Annotated in this window: 14 protein-coding genes; 5 read left to right on the top strand and 9 right to left on the bottom strand. The window is 33.9% G+C overall.

Translation table 11 applies throughout. From position 1 onward, the window contains the following. Positions 1 to 26: 26 nt before the first annotated feature. Positions 27 to 1,679, bottom strand: coding sequence for a LysM peptidoglycan-binding domain-containing protein (locus AA089_RS02400; RefSeq protein WP_046755309.1), 1,653 nt, complete (start codon positions 1,677 to 1,679; stop codon positions 27 to 29). A gap of 539 nt (positions 1,680 to 2,218) precedes the next feature. Between AA089_RS02400 and AA089_RS02395 the strand changes: the two genes are divergently transcribed. Beyond that, positions 2,219 to 3,106, top strand: coding sequence for a type IV toxin-antitoxin system AbiEi family antitoxin domain-containing protein (locus AA089_RS02395; protein ID WP_046755308.1), 888 nt, complete (start codon positions 2,219 to 2,221; stop codon positions 3,104 to 3,106). Here the strand turns inward: AA089_RS02395 and AA089_RS02390 are convergent. The 3 genes from AA089_RS02390 to AA089_RS23420 all read right to left on the bottom strand — a co-directional run bounded on the left by AA089_RS02390 (position 3,084) and on the right by AA089_RS23420 (position 6,585). Further along, the gene (locus AA089_RS02390; protein WP_046755307.1) at positions 3,084 to 3,923 is read right to left on the bottom strand and encodes a nucleotidyl transferase AbiEii/AbiGii toxin family protein; all 840 of its coding nucleotides are present in this window, start codon (positions 3,921 to 3,923) and stop codon (positions 3,084 to 3,086) included. The two genes, AA089_RS02395 and AA089_RS02390, sit on opposite strands and share 23 nt — an antisense overlap. Positions 3,924 to 4,152: 229 nt before the next feature. Continuing rightward, positions 4,153 to 5,340, bottom strand: coding sequence for a phosphoglycerate kinase (locus AA089_RS02385; protein ID WP_046755306.1), 1,188 nt, complete (start codon positions 5,338 to 5,340; stop codon positions 4,153 to 4,155). 144 nt (positions 5,341 to 5,484) lie between these two features. Further along, complete coding sequence (locus AA089_RS23420; RefSeq protein ID WP_053002165.1) at positions 5,485 to 6,585, bottom strand: DUF2652 domain-containing protein; 1,101 nt, start codon at positions 6,583 to 6,585, stop codon at positions 5,485 to 5,487. Between the two features lie 126 nt (positions 6,586 to 6,711). On the opposite strand from AA089_RS23420, the gene AA089_RS02375 reads away from it, so the two are divergent. Together AA089_RS02375 and AA089_RS02365 are read left to right on the top strand one after the other, a co-directional pair. Further along, complete coding sequence (locus AA089_RS02375) at positions 6,712 to 7,872, top strand: DNA polymerase III subunit (RefSeq protein WP_046755305.1); 1,161 nt, start codon at positions 6,712 to 6,714, stop codon at positions 7,870 to 7,872. 423 nt (positions 7,873 to 8,295) lie between these two features. Further along, the gene (locus tag AA089_RS02365; RefSeq protein ID WP_241479961.1) at positions 8,296 to 8,997 is read left to right on the top strand and encodes a Fic family protein; all 702 of its coding nucleotides are present in this window, start codon (positions 8,296 to 8,298) and stop codon (positions 8,995 to 8,997) included. 67 nt (positions 8,998 to 9,064) lie between these two features. Here AA089_RS02365 and AA089_RS02360 read toward each other — a convergent pair whose 3' ends face one another. The 3 genes from AA089_RS02360 to AA089_RS02350 are packed head-to-tail and all read right to left on the bottom strand — an operon-like array spanning position 9,065 to position 13,198. Continuing rightward, positions 9,065 to 11,665 (bottom strand): carboxypeptidase-like regulatory domain-containing protein, encoded by a 2,601-nt coding sequence (locus tag AA089_RS02360; protein ID WP_046755303.1) that lies wholly within the window; start codon positions 11,663 to 11,665, stop codon positions 9,065 to 9,067. A gap of 53 nt (positions 11,666 to 11,718) precedes the next feature. Then, a complete protein-coding gene (locus AA089_RS02355; protein ID WP_082113173.1) occupies positions 11,719 to 12,633 on the bottom strand; it encodes a FecR family protein in 915 nt (304 codons plus the stop codon). A gap of 52 nt (positions 12,634 to 12,685) precedes the next feature. Continuing rightward, on the bottom strand, positions 12,686 to 13,198 hold the full coding sequence (locus AA089_RS02350) for an RNA polymerase sigma factor (protein ID WP_046755301.1): 513 nt from the start codon (positions 13,196 to 13,198) through the stop codon (positions 12,686 to 12,688). A 969-nt stretch (positions 13,199 to 14,167) separates the two neighbouring features. On the opposite strand from AA089_RS02350, the gene AA089_RS02345 reads away from it, so the two are divergent. Together AA089_RS02345 and AA089_RS02340 are read left to right on the top strand one after the other, a co-directional pair. After that, positions 14,168 to 14,434, top strand: a complete 267-nt coding sequence (locus AA089_RS02345) for a hypothetical protein (RefSeq protein ID WP_046755300.1) — start codon at positions 14,168 to 14,170, stop codon at positions 14,432 to 14,434. A gap of 11 nt (positions 14,435 to 14,445) precedes the next feature. Continuing rightward, positions 14,446 to 15,108 (top strand): hypothetical protein, encoded by a 663-nt coding sequence (locus AA089_RS02340; RefSeq protein WP_046755299.1) that lies wholly within the window; start codon positions 14,446 to 14,448, stop codon positions 15,106 to 15,108. Between the two features lie 90 nt (positions 15,109 to 15,198). Here the strand turns inward: AA089_RS02340 and AA089_RS02335 are convergent, their stop codons facing one another. Both AA089_RS02335 and AA089_RS02330 read right to left on the bottom strand, forming a co-directional pair. Then, entirely contained in the window at positions 15,199 to 16,047 is an 849-nt protein-coding gene (locus AA089_RS02335) for a DUF4249 domain-containing protein (RefSeq protein WP_046755298.1), read from the bottom strand. 6 nt (positions 16,048 to 16,053) lie between these two features. After that, complete coding sequence (locus tag AA089_RS02330; protein ID WP_046755297.1) at positions 16,054 to 18,432, bottom strand: TonB-dependent receptor; 2,379 nt, start codon at positions 18,430 to 18,432, stop codon at positions 16,054 to 16,056. Positions 18,433 to 18,566: the final 134 nt, after the last annotated feature.

Raw genomic sequence — 18,566 nt, 5'->3', positions numbered from 1 at the left:
TCTAATTTTATTATTAGTTGTTTTTATTAATTGGAAACCTGCAAGGTCATTCCAATTTTTAGTTTATTACCACTAATATCATTCCATTTTTTAATATTCTTCACAGAAACTCCAGGAAATTTTTGTGCAATGCTCCACAAAGAGTCGCCAGACTTGACAACGTAGGTTTTTGCATTTCCTGTATTTTTTTTCTTTTTACTTGGTTTTTTTGCGGCAAATCCTGGTTTTTTAGGATACACTGTCAATCGTTGTCCAATTCGTAATTTGTTCGATCGAAGTCCATTCCATCGTTTCAAGTCACTGACACGAACACCAAAACGTCGTGCAATTTTACCCAAATAATCGCCACTTTTTACACGATAACGTGTGCGTTTGTCCATTTCAAATAGTTGTGGCAATGGTTTTTCGCGTTTGGCTAGTTCTTCTTTCGCTAAAGCGTAAATTGCCGCTTCATTATTGACAAATTTTCCAACTTCTTTTACAGGCAATCGCAACGCATAATTGCGTCCTTTTACATTGGGAATGATGTCTAATTTATAAGAAGGATTGAAAAATTGTAAGTCTTCCACTTTCACGTTTAAAACTTCTGAAACCTGATCAAACGTAAGCAATTCTTTTACTTGAATTGTATCGGTGGCAAAGTGTGGCACTTCTATTTTTTCTACTTGAAAACCGTGTTCATCCGCATATTCAAAGATGTACATGGTAGCTAAAAATGCTGGCAAATATCCTGCTGTTTCGCGTGGTAAATTTGGACGAATGTTCCAATAATTTACATAGCCGCCAGAGCGTCTAATTGCTTTGGAAACGTTTCCAGGACCTGAATTATACGCTGCCAATGCCAAATCCCAATCGCCAAATATTTTGTATAGTGTTGCTAAATATTGGCACGCTGCTTTGGTTGATTTTTCAGGATCGCTGCGTTCATCTACGTATGAACTTACATTTAAATCGTATTCTTTCCCTGTTTGATACATAAATTGCCATAAACCAGTGGCGCCCACACGTGAACGCGCTCTTGGGTTTAATGCCGATTCTACAATAGCTAAGTATTTTACTTCCAGAGGAATATTGTAATTGTCCAGTTCTTGCTCAAACATTGGAAAGTAGTATTGACTGACTTTCATTAAGCGTTCCATAGATTTTTTTCTTCGTTTTAAGAATCGACGAATGACACTTTCTAGGGAAGGATTGTATTCAATGTTGAACGGTGTTTTTGCATTGAGTCGTTCCAAACGCGCTTTTAGCGTATCGGTTGGTAATTCTTGAAATACAACAGGTTCGTATTTGAGTTCTGTAATTTCTTTATGAATGGTATCAAATAATTCTTCGTCAGCAAGTTCTTTAAGCCACAAACTGTCAATAGTTGCCGCCATTTTGTTGTCTTGCAACACATATTTTTCTTCAACTTTTGTTAGCTCTTTTTTTCCATCAAGTATGATGCTTGTGCTATCTATTTCAGGAAGAATTTCGCTCGTATTCCGTTTGATTTCGTTTTTGGTGTCGAAATATATCGTATCCGTCATGACCGTTTTCTTCCCATCTAAAATAACAGTGTCTTTGATGATTTTAAACGTAGGTTTTGTGATTTCTTTTACCTTTTCGGGCTTTTTATTAGCTTCTTGTGCGTGTCCGATGAAGGCAATGCATAGAAAAAGTATGGAAAAGAGGTATTTCATCTATTGTGAGTTGTTTTATCGTTTTATGAGCTGTTCTCGATACAAAATTTTACACTAAAATTTCACTCGAACTAACGTTGCTTCTAGTATTGAAAACGTAATTCGTGCTAAATTCGTGTTTTTTCTTCAAATTTTGAAATTATGGTATACGAAAAAAGTCTAATTACGGGAATTAGACTTTAAATAATTGTATGTAATTGAACGAACTATCATTGATAATAGTAAAGTGTAATCTGGTTTATATGAATAGTTTATTTTTTTGTTCTATGTTTTTTTAGTCATTATTAGTTACTAAAAACTGAACAATACCATTAACTCAATAATTCGCCATATTATTAAACCTGGTTTTTAAAAATTATTTGATTTGGTTTTTAAAAATTTTATCTGTAACTTTGCATCATACTATCATATATGATAGTATGATATAATTTATTTATTTAATCTCTTTCACCAAAATTATTTTAATTTCAAACTTGACATTATCAAAATAAATACATATATTTGCATAATACTATCATATATGATAGTATTATAAAATAATGCGAAAAGAATCTTTTGATAGAGCTAGTGCCGAAATTGCTGATTTTTTCAAAAACAGTATTCACGAAGCATATACCACCAACGACATTCAAAAAATTTTTGAAAGTCAAAAAGGGCAATGGCGAATAGCTCAATACCGAAACTATAAGCATTTTATAACTTTTTTGAATAATCGTAAAATTCTAATTCTTGATATTCAAAATCATGATTTCCAAAATTCTGAAAAAAAAATATTGAGGAAAAGTACCTGTACTCCTTTTGATATTGGTCTAACAGTAAAGAAAGGTGGGTATTTATGTAACTATTCGGCAATGCAAATTCATCAATTGACATTACAGATTCCAAAGACTGTGTATATTAGTGAAGATAAATATGCTCCATATGGGGGAAACTTATTTGTTGAATTAAATCAAGATTCTGTTAATAAAGCATTTTCTAAACCACAAAGAGTCTCTAAAGAATCTTACAAATCTGAATATGATGGATTTAGATATGTCTATCTTCAAAAAAAGCATAATTCAATAAATGTAGGAATTACAAAAATTAATGGTTTATCAGTAACTGATTTAGAAAGAACTTTAATTGATATTGCAGTTCGCCCAGCCTACTCAGGTGGTGCATTTCAGATATTAGAAGCCTACAATAAAGCAAAAAAAAAAATAAACCTTAATAAGTTAGATAACTATTTAAAAGATCTTGATTATATATATCCTTATCATCAATTGATAGGGTTTTATTTAGATTTAGCAGGTTTTCCAGAAAAAGATCTTAATTTATTTTTGAATAAGAAGTCTGATATTAATTTTTACCAGACATACAATCTCACAAATAAAAAATTAAACAAAAAATGGGGGATATTTTACCCTACTGGTCTAGAAGCTCTTTAATGCATCTCATTGTAAAATTGAAATAAAAATCATATCCTTTATTTTTTTCGGTAATAGTATCCACAACAGTTACCCAATCTTCTTGTTGCAAATCTTTATATTTTTTGATTAGACTTAGAAAATTAAGTGGAACTCGTTTTGCATCAAAAATTTGTTCTAACATTATTCTATTTTCTTGTGACTTGAAATCAATCTCAAAGTTTTGACAAATATTCCAAATATCATAAAAATCACGAGCTCTTCCTTTTATTCTAGCTGTGGGAATAATATTTTTGTATTCTGGAATAGATTGACATAGTGCTCTTAACTTTTCAAGAACAATCATTTCAGGAGTATATACAAAAAAGACAGCTCCATCTACATCAATCATTTTCTTTGAATCAGTGTACTCATAAGAACTTATATCAACAGTGAATATAGGAGAGTTGTTGTTTTGAAGAGGAAAAGCTCTTCTTCTATTTTTATCTAGATCATCTGGATCATAATTTTCATAATCAATTACTTTAAACGCAAGTTGATACCCCTTCCATACCTTAACTTTATTTTGTTTCGGTTTTTCAAAAAAATTAACATCAAAGACAACCAAGTCATGCTTTTCAAATTCCGCTGTTAAAAGTCCAAATAATATCCCATTAATACGATCATACTCTATAGGATTAAAGTCTCCCGAAATAGAAAAGTCTATATCTTTTGAAGCCCTGTCTGTAATGTTGTAAGCAAGTTCAAGGGCATTGCCTCCCTTTAAAACTAAGCCATACATTAAACCTTCATCAGCTACTAAAGCCCTTAGTGTAAGCATCTTTATTTTTTCTATCATGGGTTATATTAGGTTAATTATTGTTTTTAATGAAACACAGCATGATTATAACGAGAGTTTTTTCTGTTTTTTACTTAGTAATTAAATCTAAAAGAATTTCTTGTAAAACCATATTAAAAAGTAAGTATTTATTATGCAATATTAATATCTACTAGTTTATACTTACAACTTTTATATGCATATAAAAAGAAAAAATCCCGCGCATAACGGGATATTTTAGTGTATAATTTTACGCTAAAATCGCAGCAATTCCAGGCAATGTTTTTCCTTCTAAGCTTTCTAACATAGCGCCACCACCTGTACTTACGTAACTTACTTTTGGTTCGAAACCAAATTGTTTTACAGCGGCAACAGAATCGCCACCACCAACAAGTGAAAAAGCACCATCTTTAGTTGCATCTGCAATAGCGTGTCCTAAAGCAATGGTTCCTTTGGCAAAGTTTGGCATTTCAAAAACGCCTAAAGGTCCATTCCAAAGTATCGTTTTTGATTGTGCAATTACCGCAGCAAATTTTTCTTGTGTTGCTGGTCCTGCATCTAATCCCATCCAACCGTCAGGAATTTGTGTAACATCAACAACTTTGGTATTGGCATCATTGGCAAATGCATCTGCAATGACAGAATCGACAGGCAAATGAATCGTTACGTTTTTAGCTGCAGCTTCTTTCATAATTTCTTTTGCTAGCTCTAATTTATCATCTTCTACCAAAGAATCTCCGATGCTTCCACCTTGTGCTTTGATAAATGTAAATGTCATTCCGCCACCAATGATTAAGTGATCTATTTTGTCTAAAATGTTATCAATAATCGTAATTTTTGACGATACTTTTGCGCCACCAAGTACAGCTGTGACTGGTTTTTCGCCTGTTTCCATTACTTTGGCAATGCTTTCAATTTCTTTTGCAAGTAATAATCCAAAACATTTTTTGTCTGTAAAGTTTTGTGCAATGACTGCTGTAGATGCGTGCGCTCTGTGTGCTGTTCCAAAGGCATCATTTACGTAAATATCACCTAGTTTGGCAAGTTTTGCTGCAAATGCTTCATCGCCTGCTTTTTCTTCTTCGTGAAAACGTAAATTTTCGAGTAATAATACTTCGCCGTCTTCTAAACCAGCAACTGCTTTTTCAGCTTCTTCGCCAACACAGTTTCCTGCAAATTTTACTTGTACTCCAATAATTTGTGAAACCGTTTCAGCAATATGACGTAATGAGTATTCTTCTTGAAATCCTTTTGGTCTTCCTAAGTGCGACATTAATACACAACTTCCACCATCTTCTAATATTTTGATGATTGTTGGTTTTGCGGCACGAATACGCGTATCGTCCGTTACTTCAAATTGATCGTTTAATGGTACGTTAAAATCTACTCGAATGAGTGCTTTTTTATCTTTAAAGTTAAAATCGTTTAGCGTTTTCACAGTGTTTTATTTTTCGGTTATTGTTGTTAAAATCCGCATGCTGAATTAGAAAATCTATTACAGTTCTAAACTACTTCAAATACTAACGTTACACTGCGCTTTTTAATGTAAGCGTAGCAATGCTATACTGAAATTAAGAAAGCACTAGTCTTTTTTGTAGTTGAGATCTTCATCACGAAGTTCCAATACAGAATTCGGATTGAATCCTGAATCAGCAAGCAATATAAGTTCTTTTATATTTTCGGGAATGACTTTTTTGAAGTTTTTTTTCATCAAACGTTTTAGTAAGATACCGAATGGCTTAAAATCGACAAATACTTCAATTCTGAGTCGTGTTTTTTGCTCATTTTCAGCTTCTAGTACGTAATAAACATTTAGTTTTTTGGTAAATGGAACTTCCGTTGTCGATTCGCCATAGACCAATTGATTTTTTGCCGATTTTTTGGTTACCGTTTTCGGATTGATGGTGTTTTTATCAATGAGACATTTGTGCTTGTCTCCCATCCGATTGACACGATTTTTTTCGTATTCAATCTTATCAATTCCTTTTGCCCACAATAAACGATAGTCAAAATTACTAATGGTTTCATAGAGTTCTAAAATGGGCATATTGATGCTTGCTTCTTTACTGTACAAATTATGTTTGGGTACATTGTCTGGAATTGGTGAAATTTCAGGAAGTTCATTTTTGTAGTCTGAAAGTGATTCGTATGCATAGTTTATCTGACCAAAGTCATAATCTGCTTGTAATTGATGCTCCAATTTTGAAATGTTTTCAGGATCAATGTCTTGTGTAAATAGTGCATATTCCGCAATTGGTACATCATTTTTGAGCAATCGATGTACTTTTATGACATTGCTTCCGTAGGGTTTGTTGGAATCTTTTACGGAGATAAACTCAATTTCACCATAATGCACGACAAATTTTAGCGATAGATTGTACACAGACGAACACGCGCCACATTGGCAAATTTTTTCGTATTCGTAGCGTTTCAGATAGGTATGAAATGCTAGGTACATTCGTTTTACTTGTTCGCGAACTTGATTGATATTTACAGCGCCAATTCGATAGAAAAATAAAGCATCTCCTTCAATTTCAGCCAATTGCAATCCTGATATATTATTATCGATCAAGAGTTCTAAGAGTTCCGAAATAATATGACGACTGTGTTGAATTGCCGTATGTTGCACAAATTCGGTAAATCCAGAAATGTCAGGAATGAAAAGAAGCGCTTGGTCCGCCATGAGGTTTTTATAGTTTTTGATCGCGTTATGGTAAAGATACTTCCTTTGTCGTAATTATTGATATTTCCTTTTGAAAGTAATGCGTGTTATTGTGTAAAATTAAATCGTTACAACTATATTTGCGCTATGCTTTTTCAAGATATTTTAGGTTTAACACATATTAAAAAACATCTGACATTGAGTGCCGATCGTGGACGAATTCCGCATGCACAACTTTTTGTTGGACCAGAAGGTTGCGGAACACTTCCACTGGCAGTTGCGTATGCGCAATATGTGTTGTGTCAAAATATGGAAGGAGAAAATACCGGTGGAAACGACGCTTGTAATTTAAAATTTAACCACATTTCGCATCCCGATTTGCATTTTGCCTTTCCTGTCGCGGGAAATCATAAGGTGAAAAGTCATCCTGTATCCAAGCATTTTATGGAAGAATGGCGCGAATTTATCCAAGAACAACCTTATGGAAATTTATTTGATTGGTATAAATTGCTTGGCATTGATAATAAACAAGGACAAATTGGAGTTGACGAAGCGCTCGATATTGTAAAATCGTTGGCGTTAAAGTCATATGAAGGTGGTTATAAAGTAATGATTATTTGGATGGCGGAACGTATGAATACGGCTGCTGCAAATAAGTTGCTAAAGTTGCTTGAAGAACCACCAAATAAAACTTTATTTATTTTAATTGCTGAAGACGAAGAACAGATTATTAATACGATTCGTTCCCGTTGCCAAATTTTACATTTTCCTCCTTTGGGCGAACAAGCAATTAAGGAATCGTTGATGCAAAAGATGAATGTTTTGGAAGCGGAAGCGACTAAAATTGCGCATCAATCAAATGGAAATTATAACAAAGCGGTAGATTTGGTCAATCAGGATTCGGAAGATTTACAGTTTGAAACGTGGTTTGTGGCTTGGGTTCGTTCTGCTTTTAAAGCAAAAGGAAATAAAACGGCCATTCGCGATTTGATTGCCTGGAGCGAAGAAGTTGCCAAAACCGGTCGTGAAACGCAGAAGAAGTTTTTAGGTTTTTGTTTGAATCTTTTTCGACAAGCTTTACTACAAAATTATACCGCAACCGATTTGGTGTTTTTTGAACCGCATACCAAAGGTTTCTTTTTAGAGAAATTTGCACCATTTGTGCACGGAAATAATATTCTGGATATTTCTACCGAATTGCAAGATGCTATTTATCATATAGAACGCAACGGAAATTCTAAAATCATATTGACTGATTTGTCTATTAAATTGACGCGATTGTTGCATCGGAAAGATTTGCAATTGTAGGTTTTACTGCAACCTTAGCTAGTGAATAGCTGTTATCATTTATATTTCATATCTTTATTTTATATTTGTAGTAGGTTTCATTCATATGAATGAAGACTCTAAAAGTTACTATGTTAATAAATAGAACAGACATATCGACACTTAAAGAATTATCTTTTACTAAAGATTTGGTATCAGTGAAAAAAATTCCAAATTCCTTTAAATCGGATTTTGATCAATTTTTCTTTGGTAAAACTTTGGTTAAAAGAAACAATGATTTATTTGCTTATCCTCACGATATCAAACGTTGGGTTCGTTTTATTTTCTCTAAGTATAACAATTAACTAGATGCTTTCCGATTCCTTACAACGGTTCAATTTAGCGTTAGAAAACTTCAGAAACAGATTTCCTGTTCAAGATTGGACATAAGAATTTAAAACCAATTTGATAAACGATTATTCTTTTTATTCTTCTAAAATAGAAGATGAAGAACTACAATATGGAGATACAATTCGGTTTTTAAATGGTGAGCTCGTTAGAAAAAGTAGAATGAAGAGTTTACTAGATGTTTCTAATCACAAAGAAGTTTTGGAATCTATACTAAACAGATATGATTCTTTTGAATTAACAGAGCTTTCTATTAAGGAAATCCACAAAGATTTAATGAATAGCGAACTTGCATGGGAAACAGATTTTAATCCACATTTGGTTGGCGAATATAGAAATATACCAACAGTTGGCTACAGAGAACCTCATTTTGAAAATAAGGAGTATGTTGCACATTACAACTTGGAGATTGTTATGGCATCACACATTGATCTATTTAATTCACACATAAAAAATATAGATAATTCAGCAGTTGAAACACATTTAATTACTGCTTTAAGTTATTTTCATAATAAATTTCTAAATGAAATTCATCCTTTTGCCGACGGAAATGGTAGAGTGTGTAGAATAATTATAGGTACTATTTTAATGAAGAATAATTGTCCTCCTATCTTTAAAAAAATAACATCTGGTAAAGATATATTTGAATATATCAGTACGATTGTGGCGTGTGAAAATGAAAAATCAAATACTCCATTAGTTGAGTTTTTGGCAAATGGTATGTCTGATTATTTGGAAGAATGTATAGAGAATAGTTAGAAATCTAATAAAAATGCTTCAGCTTGATCGTACTAAAAAAATGAAATTGTATCTAAATTAAGTTTCACTAAAAATCCACTCTAAATACCAAATTCGGCGTTAATCCCAATGAAATATTATCTACAGTTTGTAAACGGAATTGAACCTCATTGTCATCATTTAAGAAAGGTCTGATTTCGTAATACCGTTCTAATAGATTTTTACGATTGTAAATATTTAATAACGAAAATCCTATTTTTCCTTTCCAATTGCTATTTTTATCAAAATTGAAAGTATATGTTCCTGAAAAATCTAACCGATGATAGTCAGGGATGCGCACTGTGTTCGTTTCTCCAATAAAGACAAACAAGTCTCCGTTTGCTTGCGTTTCTGACGTTACAGGCGTATATGGCGTTCCTGTTCGGTAATTCCAGCCAAGTGAAAATTTGAAATTATCAATTGTATATGAATGTGCCCAACGAAAGTAATGTGTAATGTCATAGTTTCCAGGAAATCGCACGCCACTGTTTATTTGAGAGAATTCAAATTGATTGTTGGTATACGAATAGCCCATCCACGTTTGGTAGTTGTCAATTTTCTTTTCTACCAAGACATCAACCCCTGTTATTTTACTTCGCCCTTCTGTAAAAGTTTCTATAACACTTGTACTTCCAAAGCTTCTGTTGAGGGAAGTGAGTCCTGATATATTTTTGTAATATCCGTCCACATTGACACGCCAACCTTTTTTATTGAATAGAAAACCTGCCGATATTTGTTGACTTTTTAGAATTGGAAATTCATCTCCATTGGCAATGGCCCATACTTGATTTTCTAATCCTAAATTTGCTGTATTGAATTCTATGATTTGACTTACTGCTTGGTGTTTTACTTCCGCAGATAGTGTAGTGCTAAAGCGTTTGCTTAATTTTTTTTCAATGTGTAAACGCGGCTCTAAAAATAGTGTTCTTGTGGTACTGAAGTAATTGCCACGCAAACCAGCGTTTATGATTAAGTTTTTTTGATCGTTGTATTTGTACGAAGTGTACAATGCATACGAATTGTTAATGCTTTCCTCAGCACTCAGATACCGTGAAATTCCTTCATCATCGGCGCTAAATCCTGAAAAGCTAAACGAAACATCATTTGAAGAAAATTGAAATCCTGATTGTATTTCGTTTTTTTCGTTGATTTTCCAGAAGGTATCATACGAAAATCCTACATCTCTAATGGTGTTTTGTTTTCGGTCTTCTTCAACGAGTTGCACAATATCGCCTTGAAATCGTCCTAAATATTCAAAGTCAAATTTGGAGTGATATATTTTAAGATCGTGTGAAAATTTATCATTCCATTGTCGTTTCCAAAAACCGCTTATTCCTGAGTTTTGTATGCTTAATTGATCGCGTGAGGTTTCTTCAAAAAATTCAACTTTAGAACCAAAATCGAGTTCATTTTTGGTCATCAAGTTACTGACCATAATTTCATCTTTGTCTGATAGTTTTCCAATGAGTTTTATTGTATAATCTGTAAAAAAGAATCGATTTGTCGTTTCCGAGAATATATTTTCTGCGATTTCTGTTCCTTTCGTAATTTTTGTATTTTGAAATACACGTTCGGAGAAATTATCATAGGTAAATGTTTCCAAGACATCTGTAAATGCTCTTCGTGCTGAAACGGTAACGCCAAATTTTTCGCCTATAGGTACTTTTAAATACGCATCGGCATGTGTCATATTGAACCCAAATCCGCCAGAGAGTTTTTCAGGAACTTTCGTATCAGTTTGAATGTCAATAACACCCGAAATTCGATCGCCATAACGTGTTTCTGTGCCGCTTTTGTATACAGATACTTCTTCTATAACATAAGGATTAAAAGCAGATATTAAACCAAAAAAGTGACCTGAGTGATACATTTTTATTCCGTCCCAAAGTATTAGGTTTTGATCTGGTGTTCCGCCACGAATGAATAGACCTGAAGCCGTTTCGTTTGGACTTTGAACACCTGGCAATAGTTGAATACTTTGCAATACATCAGGTTCGGTAAGTCCTGGTAATATTCCTAATTTTTCGGGAGATATGGTTAATGCGCCATTGCTTCTTTTGTTAATTCCAGAAGTAAGATAGTTGCTAATTAGTACTTCTTTGAGACTAAATTTTTCAGCTACTAAAAATAGGTTTGTACATGGCTTTGTTTGTAGTTCTTGTGCAAGAATTTGTTTGGTTTTGTATCCTAAATATCTTATTTCTATGGTATCAGAAGGAAATGATAGATAGAGCTCAAAGTAGCCGTTGGCATCGGAAACTGTTCCTTTTGCTTGTGTTTTGTTGACCACAGAAGCATCAATGATAGGTATTTGACTTTCAGCATCGACCAAAACGCCACAGATTCGTACTTTTCCTTCTTGTGTCTGATTTCGGATGATGTAGTACCGATCGTCTACTTTTTCAAACACAATTTTTACTTGTGATTGTAGTTGTTGAAATACCGTAGTTAGGTTTGCATCTTTTAGCGTAAGTGTAATGCGTTTGTCTTTAACTAATTCGGCACGATATGAAAACTTAATATCGTATGCTTTTTCAATAGTTGTTAAGACGTTTTGAAGTGGTTCATTTGTAAACGAGAAATCGACATTGTTTTGGGAAAACAATGTTTGTGTGATGAGTAGTAAAACAACACTTAAGATTCTTCTCATATACGTTCTGGTAACTCTCTACTAAGCGAACGTTTTAACTTAAAAATAGTTAATTATTTCGCATTTTTAAGGATAACGGTATTTGTATTTTCGTCCTTAAAAGTATATGAAATTTCCATAGGAACAAAGACTGTGCGTAAAGCAAGCTTTAAATTTTTGTGAGAGAAGCTTCCTGTAAAGCGCTGTGTTGTATCTATGTTATCGTGTGCAATTGTGATTTCGTATTGATTTTCAATGGCTTCAATGACATGTTTTAAAGGTATTTCGCGGAAATTGCTTTCGCCTTCTCGCCATGTGTTATCATTTATATTGAAGTCCCATTTTGATGTTTTTCCAGCTAGTTTTGAAAAGGCATTTCCGACTGTTAAAGTTGATGATTCGTTGTTGGAAGTGGTCACTTTTACTTTTCCTTCTGTGCATTTTACTTCAAATACGTCAGTTCCTGTACGTACATTAAATTGTGTTCCAAGTACTTCAACCGTGCCAGCATTTGTTGAAACGGTAAATTTTTGTCCTTTTTCAACTTTAAAAAATGCTTCTCCTGTAAGTGCAACTGTTCTGTTGGTTTCCCAAGAACTTTCATCAAATGTTACACTTGATTTTGCATTTAAGATTGCTTGTGATCCATCAGGCAATGTAACTGCCATTTGGTCTCCATATCCTGTTTGAAACGTTTCTCCTGCTGGAGCATAAACATATGTAAGTCCAACCACTAAAAGTATTACAGCGGCAGCGGCATACATCCAAGAAGGAACTAACTTTCTGGTTTTCGTTTCTTTTTTGTCATTTATTTTAGACCATAGGCGTTGTGTATCAAAAGAAGGTGCTTCCAATTGGTTTGTCCCTTCAATGATTTTAACATAATCATGATACTCCGAGGAGCGCTCAAAACGAGTTTTTTCTGCTTCCGAAATATCACCACTTAGCCATTTTGCTAAAAATGTATCGTCATATTTATCTTCCATCATTTCTACTTGATTCGGTAATAGAACAGTTTTCTTTACGAATACCCTACCATTTTTATATATTTCCTATTTCTTTTCTTAATGTAACTAATGCTTTATGCATTCTTTTTTCTACAGCTTTCACAGAAAGTCCTATAATTTCTGCTATTTCTTTGTATGTTTTTTTGTCGATTCTGTTGAGTAAAAAAACTTCTCGTTGTCCTTCCGGAAGTTTTGCAATGGTTCGTTGTAGTTTTTCTTGAAATTCTTTTTCTCGTAAGATAAACTCAGGCGTTTCGTTGGAAACTTTTCCAGGGCTTTGCTGTTTGTATTTTAAAACTACTTTCGCGTGTGCAACTTCATTTAGAAACATGTTATTGGCTACAGTATACAGATACGATTTTGCTTTTGTAAATATTACTTTTGCGCAGTTTTTCCAGAGTTTTACAAATGCTTCTTGAACGATATCTTCTGCCTGCTGCTCATTTCCACACTTATAATATATAAAGTTTCGGAGCGTTTCAGCATTGGTCTTGAAGATGGTTTCAAAGTTTTTTGATTCACAAACAGATTTTTCCTCTGCAGCCATTAATTTTTAAAATTAGTTTTTCCAAAATTACGCAATTTTATTTTAGGGTAGACTATTGCAATGAAACACTTAAAATTCATTATAAAGACTTCATTTTTTATCTTTTGATGACGTTTACACGTAGTTACTTTTTTAAATTTTTTGGTGTAGGAATAAAAAAGATTCATTTTTTTTAATGCTAGTATACTTCACGAAAACTGCCTATTTATAAAGGATTCTTGATGATTTTAACATTTTAAATTGAAATTTTTTAATTTTTTTTAAAAAAATAGTAGGGTATTTTCTAGATAGCCTGTTTTAGTATCAAGTTAGGTTAAAAACAAAAAGTTTTAAAACTAATAAGTTCAATTAAGTCGGTTTTTTATTAGTTGAAAATAAGTGGCAGCAAAGCTATTGAGATCGAGGCTAAAGTCTTTGTTGCCCTTTTTTTAATTTGTAAATACACATATGTAGGTTGGGAAAAAATTGCTATGAAAAAGAATAATAACTATCCGATGAGTTATTAAAAATATTCGGGAAAAAGAAAATACATCTCAAAACCTATTTACTAGTTTTTCTTCCCTCGGTAATTCTAAATTTATCGAGGTTTTTTTCGCTCTAAACTGAACTGATTTTCTTCTTAAGAATTACAACACACGTATCAAAAGCGTTTCTTTACATTACTATTTTTCACAAACATTTTGAGCTGCATCAAATTACATCTTCAATCGTTGTACATAAACCATTTTTTACACCTTTACACCTATTATTTAATTGTTAGTCTTTGATTTTAAAATTGTTAGGTAATTCAACCCTTTTTGAAATCAAGTAGTTTTACGCTGAAAATTCTTATTTAATCGTAAGAAATTTGTATAGCAATCAATAAGAGCAATAATTATTTAGTAGCTACAATTCTTTTTATCGATTGCGAAAGGTGGAATCTGAAAAGCCTTCGAAAACAGAGTAAGAACTAATTTAATCAAAACGATCATGTCAACCCTACCAGGAGATTATTCTCAGTACACATGTAAAATTTCAGCAGAAGCCGAAAAAGCTTTTACTGAAGCGCTCGGAGGTATTATTGGTGTACGTTATTGGCCAGTTGCAGTTTCTACAAAAATTGTTTCAGGAACAAACTACAAATTTTTCTGTAATACGCAAGTTGCCACAATAAGACCATTAAATGGCTCATCTATTGTAAAAATTCATGCTCCACTTGAAGGAAATGCACACATTATACATATTCAAACCTTATAAAATTATCAATCATGCAAGGAATACCCGTAAAAGTTAAAAATGTAAACGTTTATGCATATTTTAACCCAATTGAACCTTTACAAGAACAAGTAATTGAAGGCGCTACAGGAACATATACTGTAGGAACGTTAACCACAAATATTTTTTATAATCTGGATTTAAATGACGACGGAAAGCGCGTAAATCCATTAAATGTACACGGCAGATATTATGCTACTTTCGAAACTGAAGATGGTACTAAAATATCAACCGTATGGATGTTTTGTTTAGATAATTCAGATACGCCAAAATTTGGTCGTACCGTAAACATGTTACATTCAAATGATGCGGATGCAGACATAGCCGCTACACCAGCAATTATTGATCCATCACAGTATATTGTGCTTACACCGTTACACGATATTACGGTAACTCAATTGTTTCCGCCACCAGCAATTGGTGAACGAATTTTGATAGAAAACGGCACAGGAAATATTATTGGAACTCGCATCGGAGCACCACATCTTATGGGAGTTGCCGTAAATGATGGGAAACAAGTAGGCAAATTTTCGCCAGGAATGAAACGCATTGTTATTTCAGGAAAAACGGACAAAGGCGAGTTAATTTCTAGAACGAATTTAACCGTTATTTCTAATGATAAACCAGCCATCTTTTTAAGAACATTTCCATCATAAGATGTAAAGATTCTTCACATTTTTCAATAAAAAAACCGCTAAGAAACATTGTTTTGTTAGCGGTTTTCTGTTTTGTCTGCAATTTGTATTTTACTGAAATGTGTACGTAACCTCATCAAATTCGGTAACTCTGAAATAGCCAAATGCATAATTTTCTCCATTGGTTTCATTAACACAGTTTCCGCGAATTTCTGCTGGCGTTACCGCAAACGGATTTCCACCAGAATAATATTGTTCTATGAGTAAAGAAACATAATCGTAATAGCGTTGCGAGATTCCATGTAATCTAATGTTTACTGTATCTCCCGGATTGTATTCAACCGTTTCATCTTCATCATCACTTTCTTTTTCAAAGAATTCTTCTTGTACATTTCCATTGGTAAATTCATCCGATTGTGTTTCCAAATCTGCAAATAAATCGCCCTCTTCTTGTATTCTAATAAAATAAAAGTTTTCTTCATCTGCTGGATCGTCAAAAAGTATGGTAACATCTAAAACTTCATCATCAAATCCGCCTTCTAGCGATTGTGTTGTGCTCAAAATTGGTGTTACTGGCGTTAATGTTTCTGTAGCAGTATACGTTTCGCCATTATGAATAACTTCTAAGGTATACGAATCGTTTAAAACAGGTACAAAATTATTTATGGTATAAGTTCCATCGTTTTGATCTGTAAACGTATACATAGCACCCGAATTGTTATTGGTAACACGTACCAAAGCGCCGCTGACATCCGTATTCAACGTTGTATCAAAATACGGTGTGGATGTACTTAATTTTATGGTTTGATTGTTTCCCGTAGTTCCTTTTTGCCAATCTAACGAAGCTTCAATTACTAAACGTGGTGGCGCTTCTGGAACGTCTACATCTATTTTATCATCACAGGAAACGAATGTGATTAATACGGCTAAAAGGACAGTAAATATGTTATGTTTTGCCATGATTTCTTAGAATTTAAAATTATACGTTATGGACGGAATGACACTTCCAAAAATGGACAATCGGCGTGCTTCGTTGATGCCCGTATCAAAGTCTTGTGTAAAGGAAACTGATGCCGCGTTTCTTCTCGCGTAAGCGTTGTATAAACCAAAAACCCATTCGCTTTGCCAACGTTGGTTTTTGTTATTACTTGGCGTAAATATTGCCGAAAGATCGAGTCTGTGATAGGCAGGCAAACGGTTTGCATTTCGTTCGTCAAAACTTGCAATAGATAAACCTTCGTATTCATATTGTCCGTTTGGATAGGTTACTGGACGACCTGTTTGGTATACAAAATTGGCACTAAATTTCCACTTTTCATTGAGGTCATAACTTCCTGTAACCGAAATATCGTGAGTTCTATCAAATGGAGTATTGTACCAATCGCCATTATTAATTCCTGGTCCGCCAGCATTTCCACCAAGCGCTCTTTGCTCAGATTTTGATAGTGTATAAGCAAACCAACCTTTGAATTTTCCTTCGTTTTTTCGAAATAAGATTTCCAAACCGTAAGCTCTAGCTTCTCCGTTGAGAATTTCGGTTTCAATATTGTTGGTTCCGATCAAATCTGAGCCATCAATGTAATCAATTCTGTTGGCTACATTTTTATAATACGTTTCTACTTCTAAGGAATATTTTTTGTCGCTAAAATTTTTGTAATATCCAACAGCATATTGATCAGATTTTTGCGGTTGAATGTAACGACCACTTGGCGCCCAAACATCTAACGGCGTCACCGAAACCGTGTTTGATAGTAAGTGCACATATTGTACAGATCGTGTGTAACTTGCTTTTACCGAAGATGCATCATTGAGTTGGTATGAAAGTCCCAATCGCGGTTCCAGATTTGCAAAGGTTTTGATACTTTCACTTCTTTTGTAATCGGTTGTACTTATTTCTTCGCCTTCTTCATAGATACCAATTTCTTCATTGTATACCAGCGGCTGATCGTTGGCATAGTTCGCTAAAGCTTGTCCGCCCAAACGACTAAAAGCACTGAAACGCAAACCATATTGCGCCGTAAGTTTGTCGGTTAATTCATGCTCGGCACTGATATACGCCGCCGCTTCAAATGCACGTTTTTGATCTAGTTTTCTAAAATTAATCGACGAACTCGGATCCGAAGGTCGTACTTCTCCAGGATTGAAATCATAGGTAATTCCACTGACTCCAAAATCGAGCTTTAGTTTGTCGCTTGCATAGTAGCGTAAATCGTATTTTAGGTTAAAGTTTTCAATATCGGCAACCCAATCAAGCTTAACGAAATCAAGAATAATTTCGTAATCGTATTTGCTATAGATTAATGATAAGTTAGAGAAGAGTTTTTCATTAAATACATGATTCCAACGTAAGTTTGCCGATGTGTTTCCGTACCTGTTTTTGATGAATTGAGAAATATCAAAAATGTCTCTTCCAAAGTACCCAGAAAGGTAGATTCGGTTGTTTTCGTTGATTTCGTAATTTGTTTTTAGGTTTAAATCGTAAAACGAAATTTTATCATCTTTTAACTCTTCTATTAATGGCAAAAATATATGTGCATACGAGGTTCTTCCTGCCACTAAGAATGATCCTTTTTTGTTAAACATTGGACCTTCTACCGACAATCGACTCGATATGATTCCGACACCACCATTTACTTCTAGATTTTTACTGTTTCCGTCTTTCTGGCGAACATCTAACACGGAAGAAATACGTCCTCCAAATTTAGCGGGAATATCTCCTTTGTACAGTTTGATATCTTTTATTGCATCCGCATTAAACACGGAGAAAAAGCCAAAAAAGTGCGAAGTATTGTAAATAATTGCTTCATCTAAGAGTACTAAGTTTTGGTCTGCTGCACCACCACGAACGTTAAATCCGGCAGATCCTTCTCCGCCATTGGTGACTCCTGGTAACATCTGAATGGATTTGATGACATCGACTTCTCCCAAAACTACGGGCATTAGTTTTATGGTTGCTGCATTTAGTTTTGCAACACTCATTTGTGGTTTTCGGATGTTTACACGTTCTGATTCTTCTCCTTCAATGACCACCGTTTCCAAGGAAGTTGACGCCTCTTTGATTTCGAAGTTTAGCGTTTGGTCAACTGTAAGATTGATTTCTTTGGAAATGGTTTCGTATCCAATAAACGAAACGACTAAGGTATAGGTTCCTTCTGTTGCTGTTAACGAGTAAAAACCGTATTCATTGGTGACAGCTCCGTTACTTGTACCTTTTAAGTATACCGTAGCACCCAATAGTGTTTCCCCATTTTTTTTGTCTTTTATAATTCCGCTTACGCTAAATTTTTCTTGCGCAAAGAGGAATGTACTCATAAGGAGACACATCCAAATGACACTTTTTTTCATGTTTTGAGTAGTTTTTTGATTGCTGTTTTATAGCGTTACTAACGATTGATAACGAAAAAAGTTACATCTGTTAACAAAACTTTAGCGTACAAAAATAACCTTCTCACTACTAAGCTTTTGGTTTTTGTAGGTTT

It is taken from the genome of Kordia jejudonensis (assembly GCF_001005315.1).
Lineage (GTDB): Bacteria > Bacteroidota > Bacteroidia > Flavobacteriales > Flavobacteriaceae > Kordia > Kordia jejudonensis.
Note: the sequence above shows the minus strand (reverse complement) of the source record. Positions and strands in the feature narration are given on the sequence as shown.

Excerpts from the sequence above, each read along its gene's own strand:
- AA089_RS02360 (WP_046755303.1), bottom strand. The coding sequence starts at position 11,665 with ATGAGAAGAATCTTAAGTGTTGTTTTACTACTCATCACACAAACATTG.
- AA089_RS02350 (WP_046755301.1), bottom strand. The coding sequence starts at position 13,198 with ATGGCTGCAGAGGAAAAATCTGTTTGTGAATCAAAAAACTTTGAAACC.
- AA089_RS02335 (WP_046755298.1), bottom strand. The coding sequence starts at position 16,047 with ATGGCAAAACATAACATATTTACTGTCCTTTTAGCCGTATTAATCACA.
- AA089_RS02340 (WP_046755299.1), top strand. The coding sequence starts at position 14,446 with ATGCAAGGAATACCCGTAAAAGTTAAAAATGTAAACGTTTATGCATAT.
- AA089_RS02355 (WP_082113173.1), bottom strand. The coding sequence starts at position 12,633 with ATGATGGAAGATAAATATGACGATACATTTTTAGCAAAATGGCTAAGT.
- AA089_RS02395 (WP_046755308.1), top strand. The coding sequence starts at position 2,219 with ATGCGAAAAGAATCTTTTGATAGAGCTAGTGCCGAAATTGCTGATTTT.
- AA089_RS02390 (WP_046755307.1), bottom strand. The coding sequence starts at position 3,923 with ATGATAGAAAAAATAAAGATGCTTACACTAAGGGCTTTAGTAGCTGAT.
- AA089_RS02330 (WP_046755297.1), bottom strand. The coding sequence starts at position 18,432 with ATGAAAAAAAGTGTCATTTGGATGTGTCTCCTTATGAGTACATTCCTC.
- AA089_RS02375 (WP_046755305.1), top strand. The coding sequence starts at position 6,712 with ATGCTTTTTCAAGATATTTTAGGTTTAACACATATTAAAAAACATCTG.
- AA089_RS02400 (WP_046755309.1), bottom strand. The coding sequence starts at position 1,679 with ATGAAATACCTCTTTTCCATACTTTTTCTATGCATTGCCTTCATCGGA.
- AA089_RS23420 (WP_053002165.1), bottom strand. The coding sequence starts at position 6,585 with ATGGCGGACCAAGCGCTTCTTTTCATTCCTGACATTTCTGGATTTACC.
- AA089_RS02345 (WP_046755300.1), top strand. The coding sequence starts at position 14,168 with ATGTCAACCCTACCAGGAGATTATTCTCAGTACACATGTAAAATTTCA.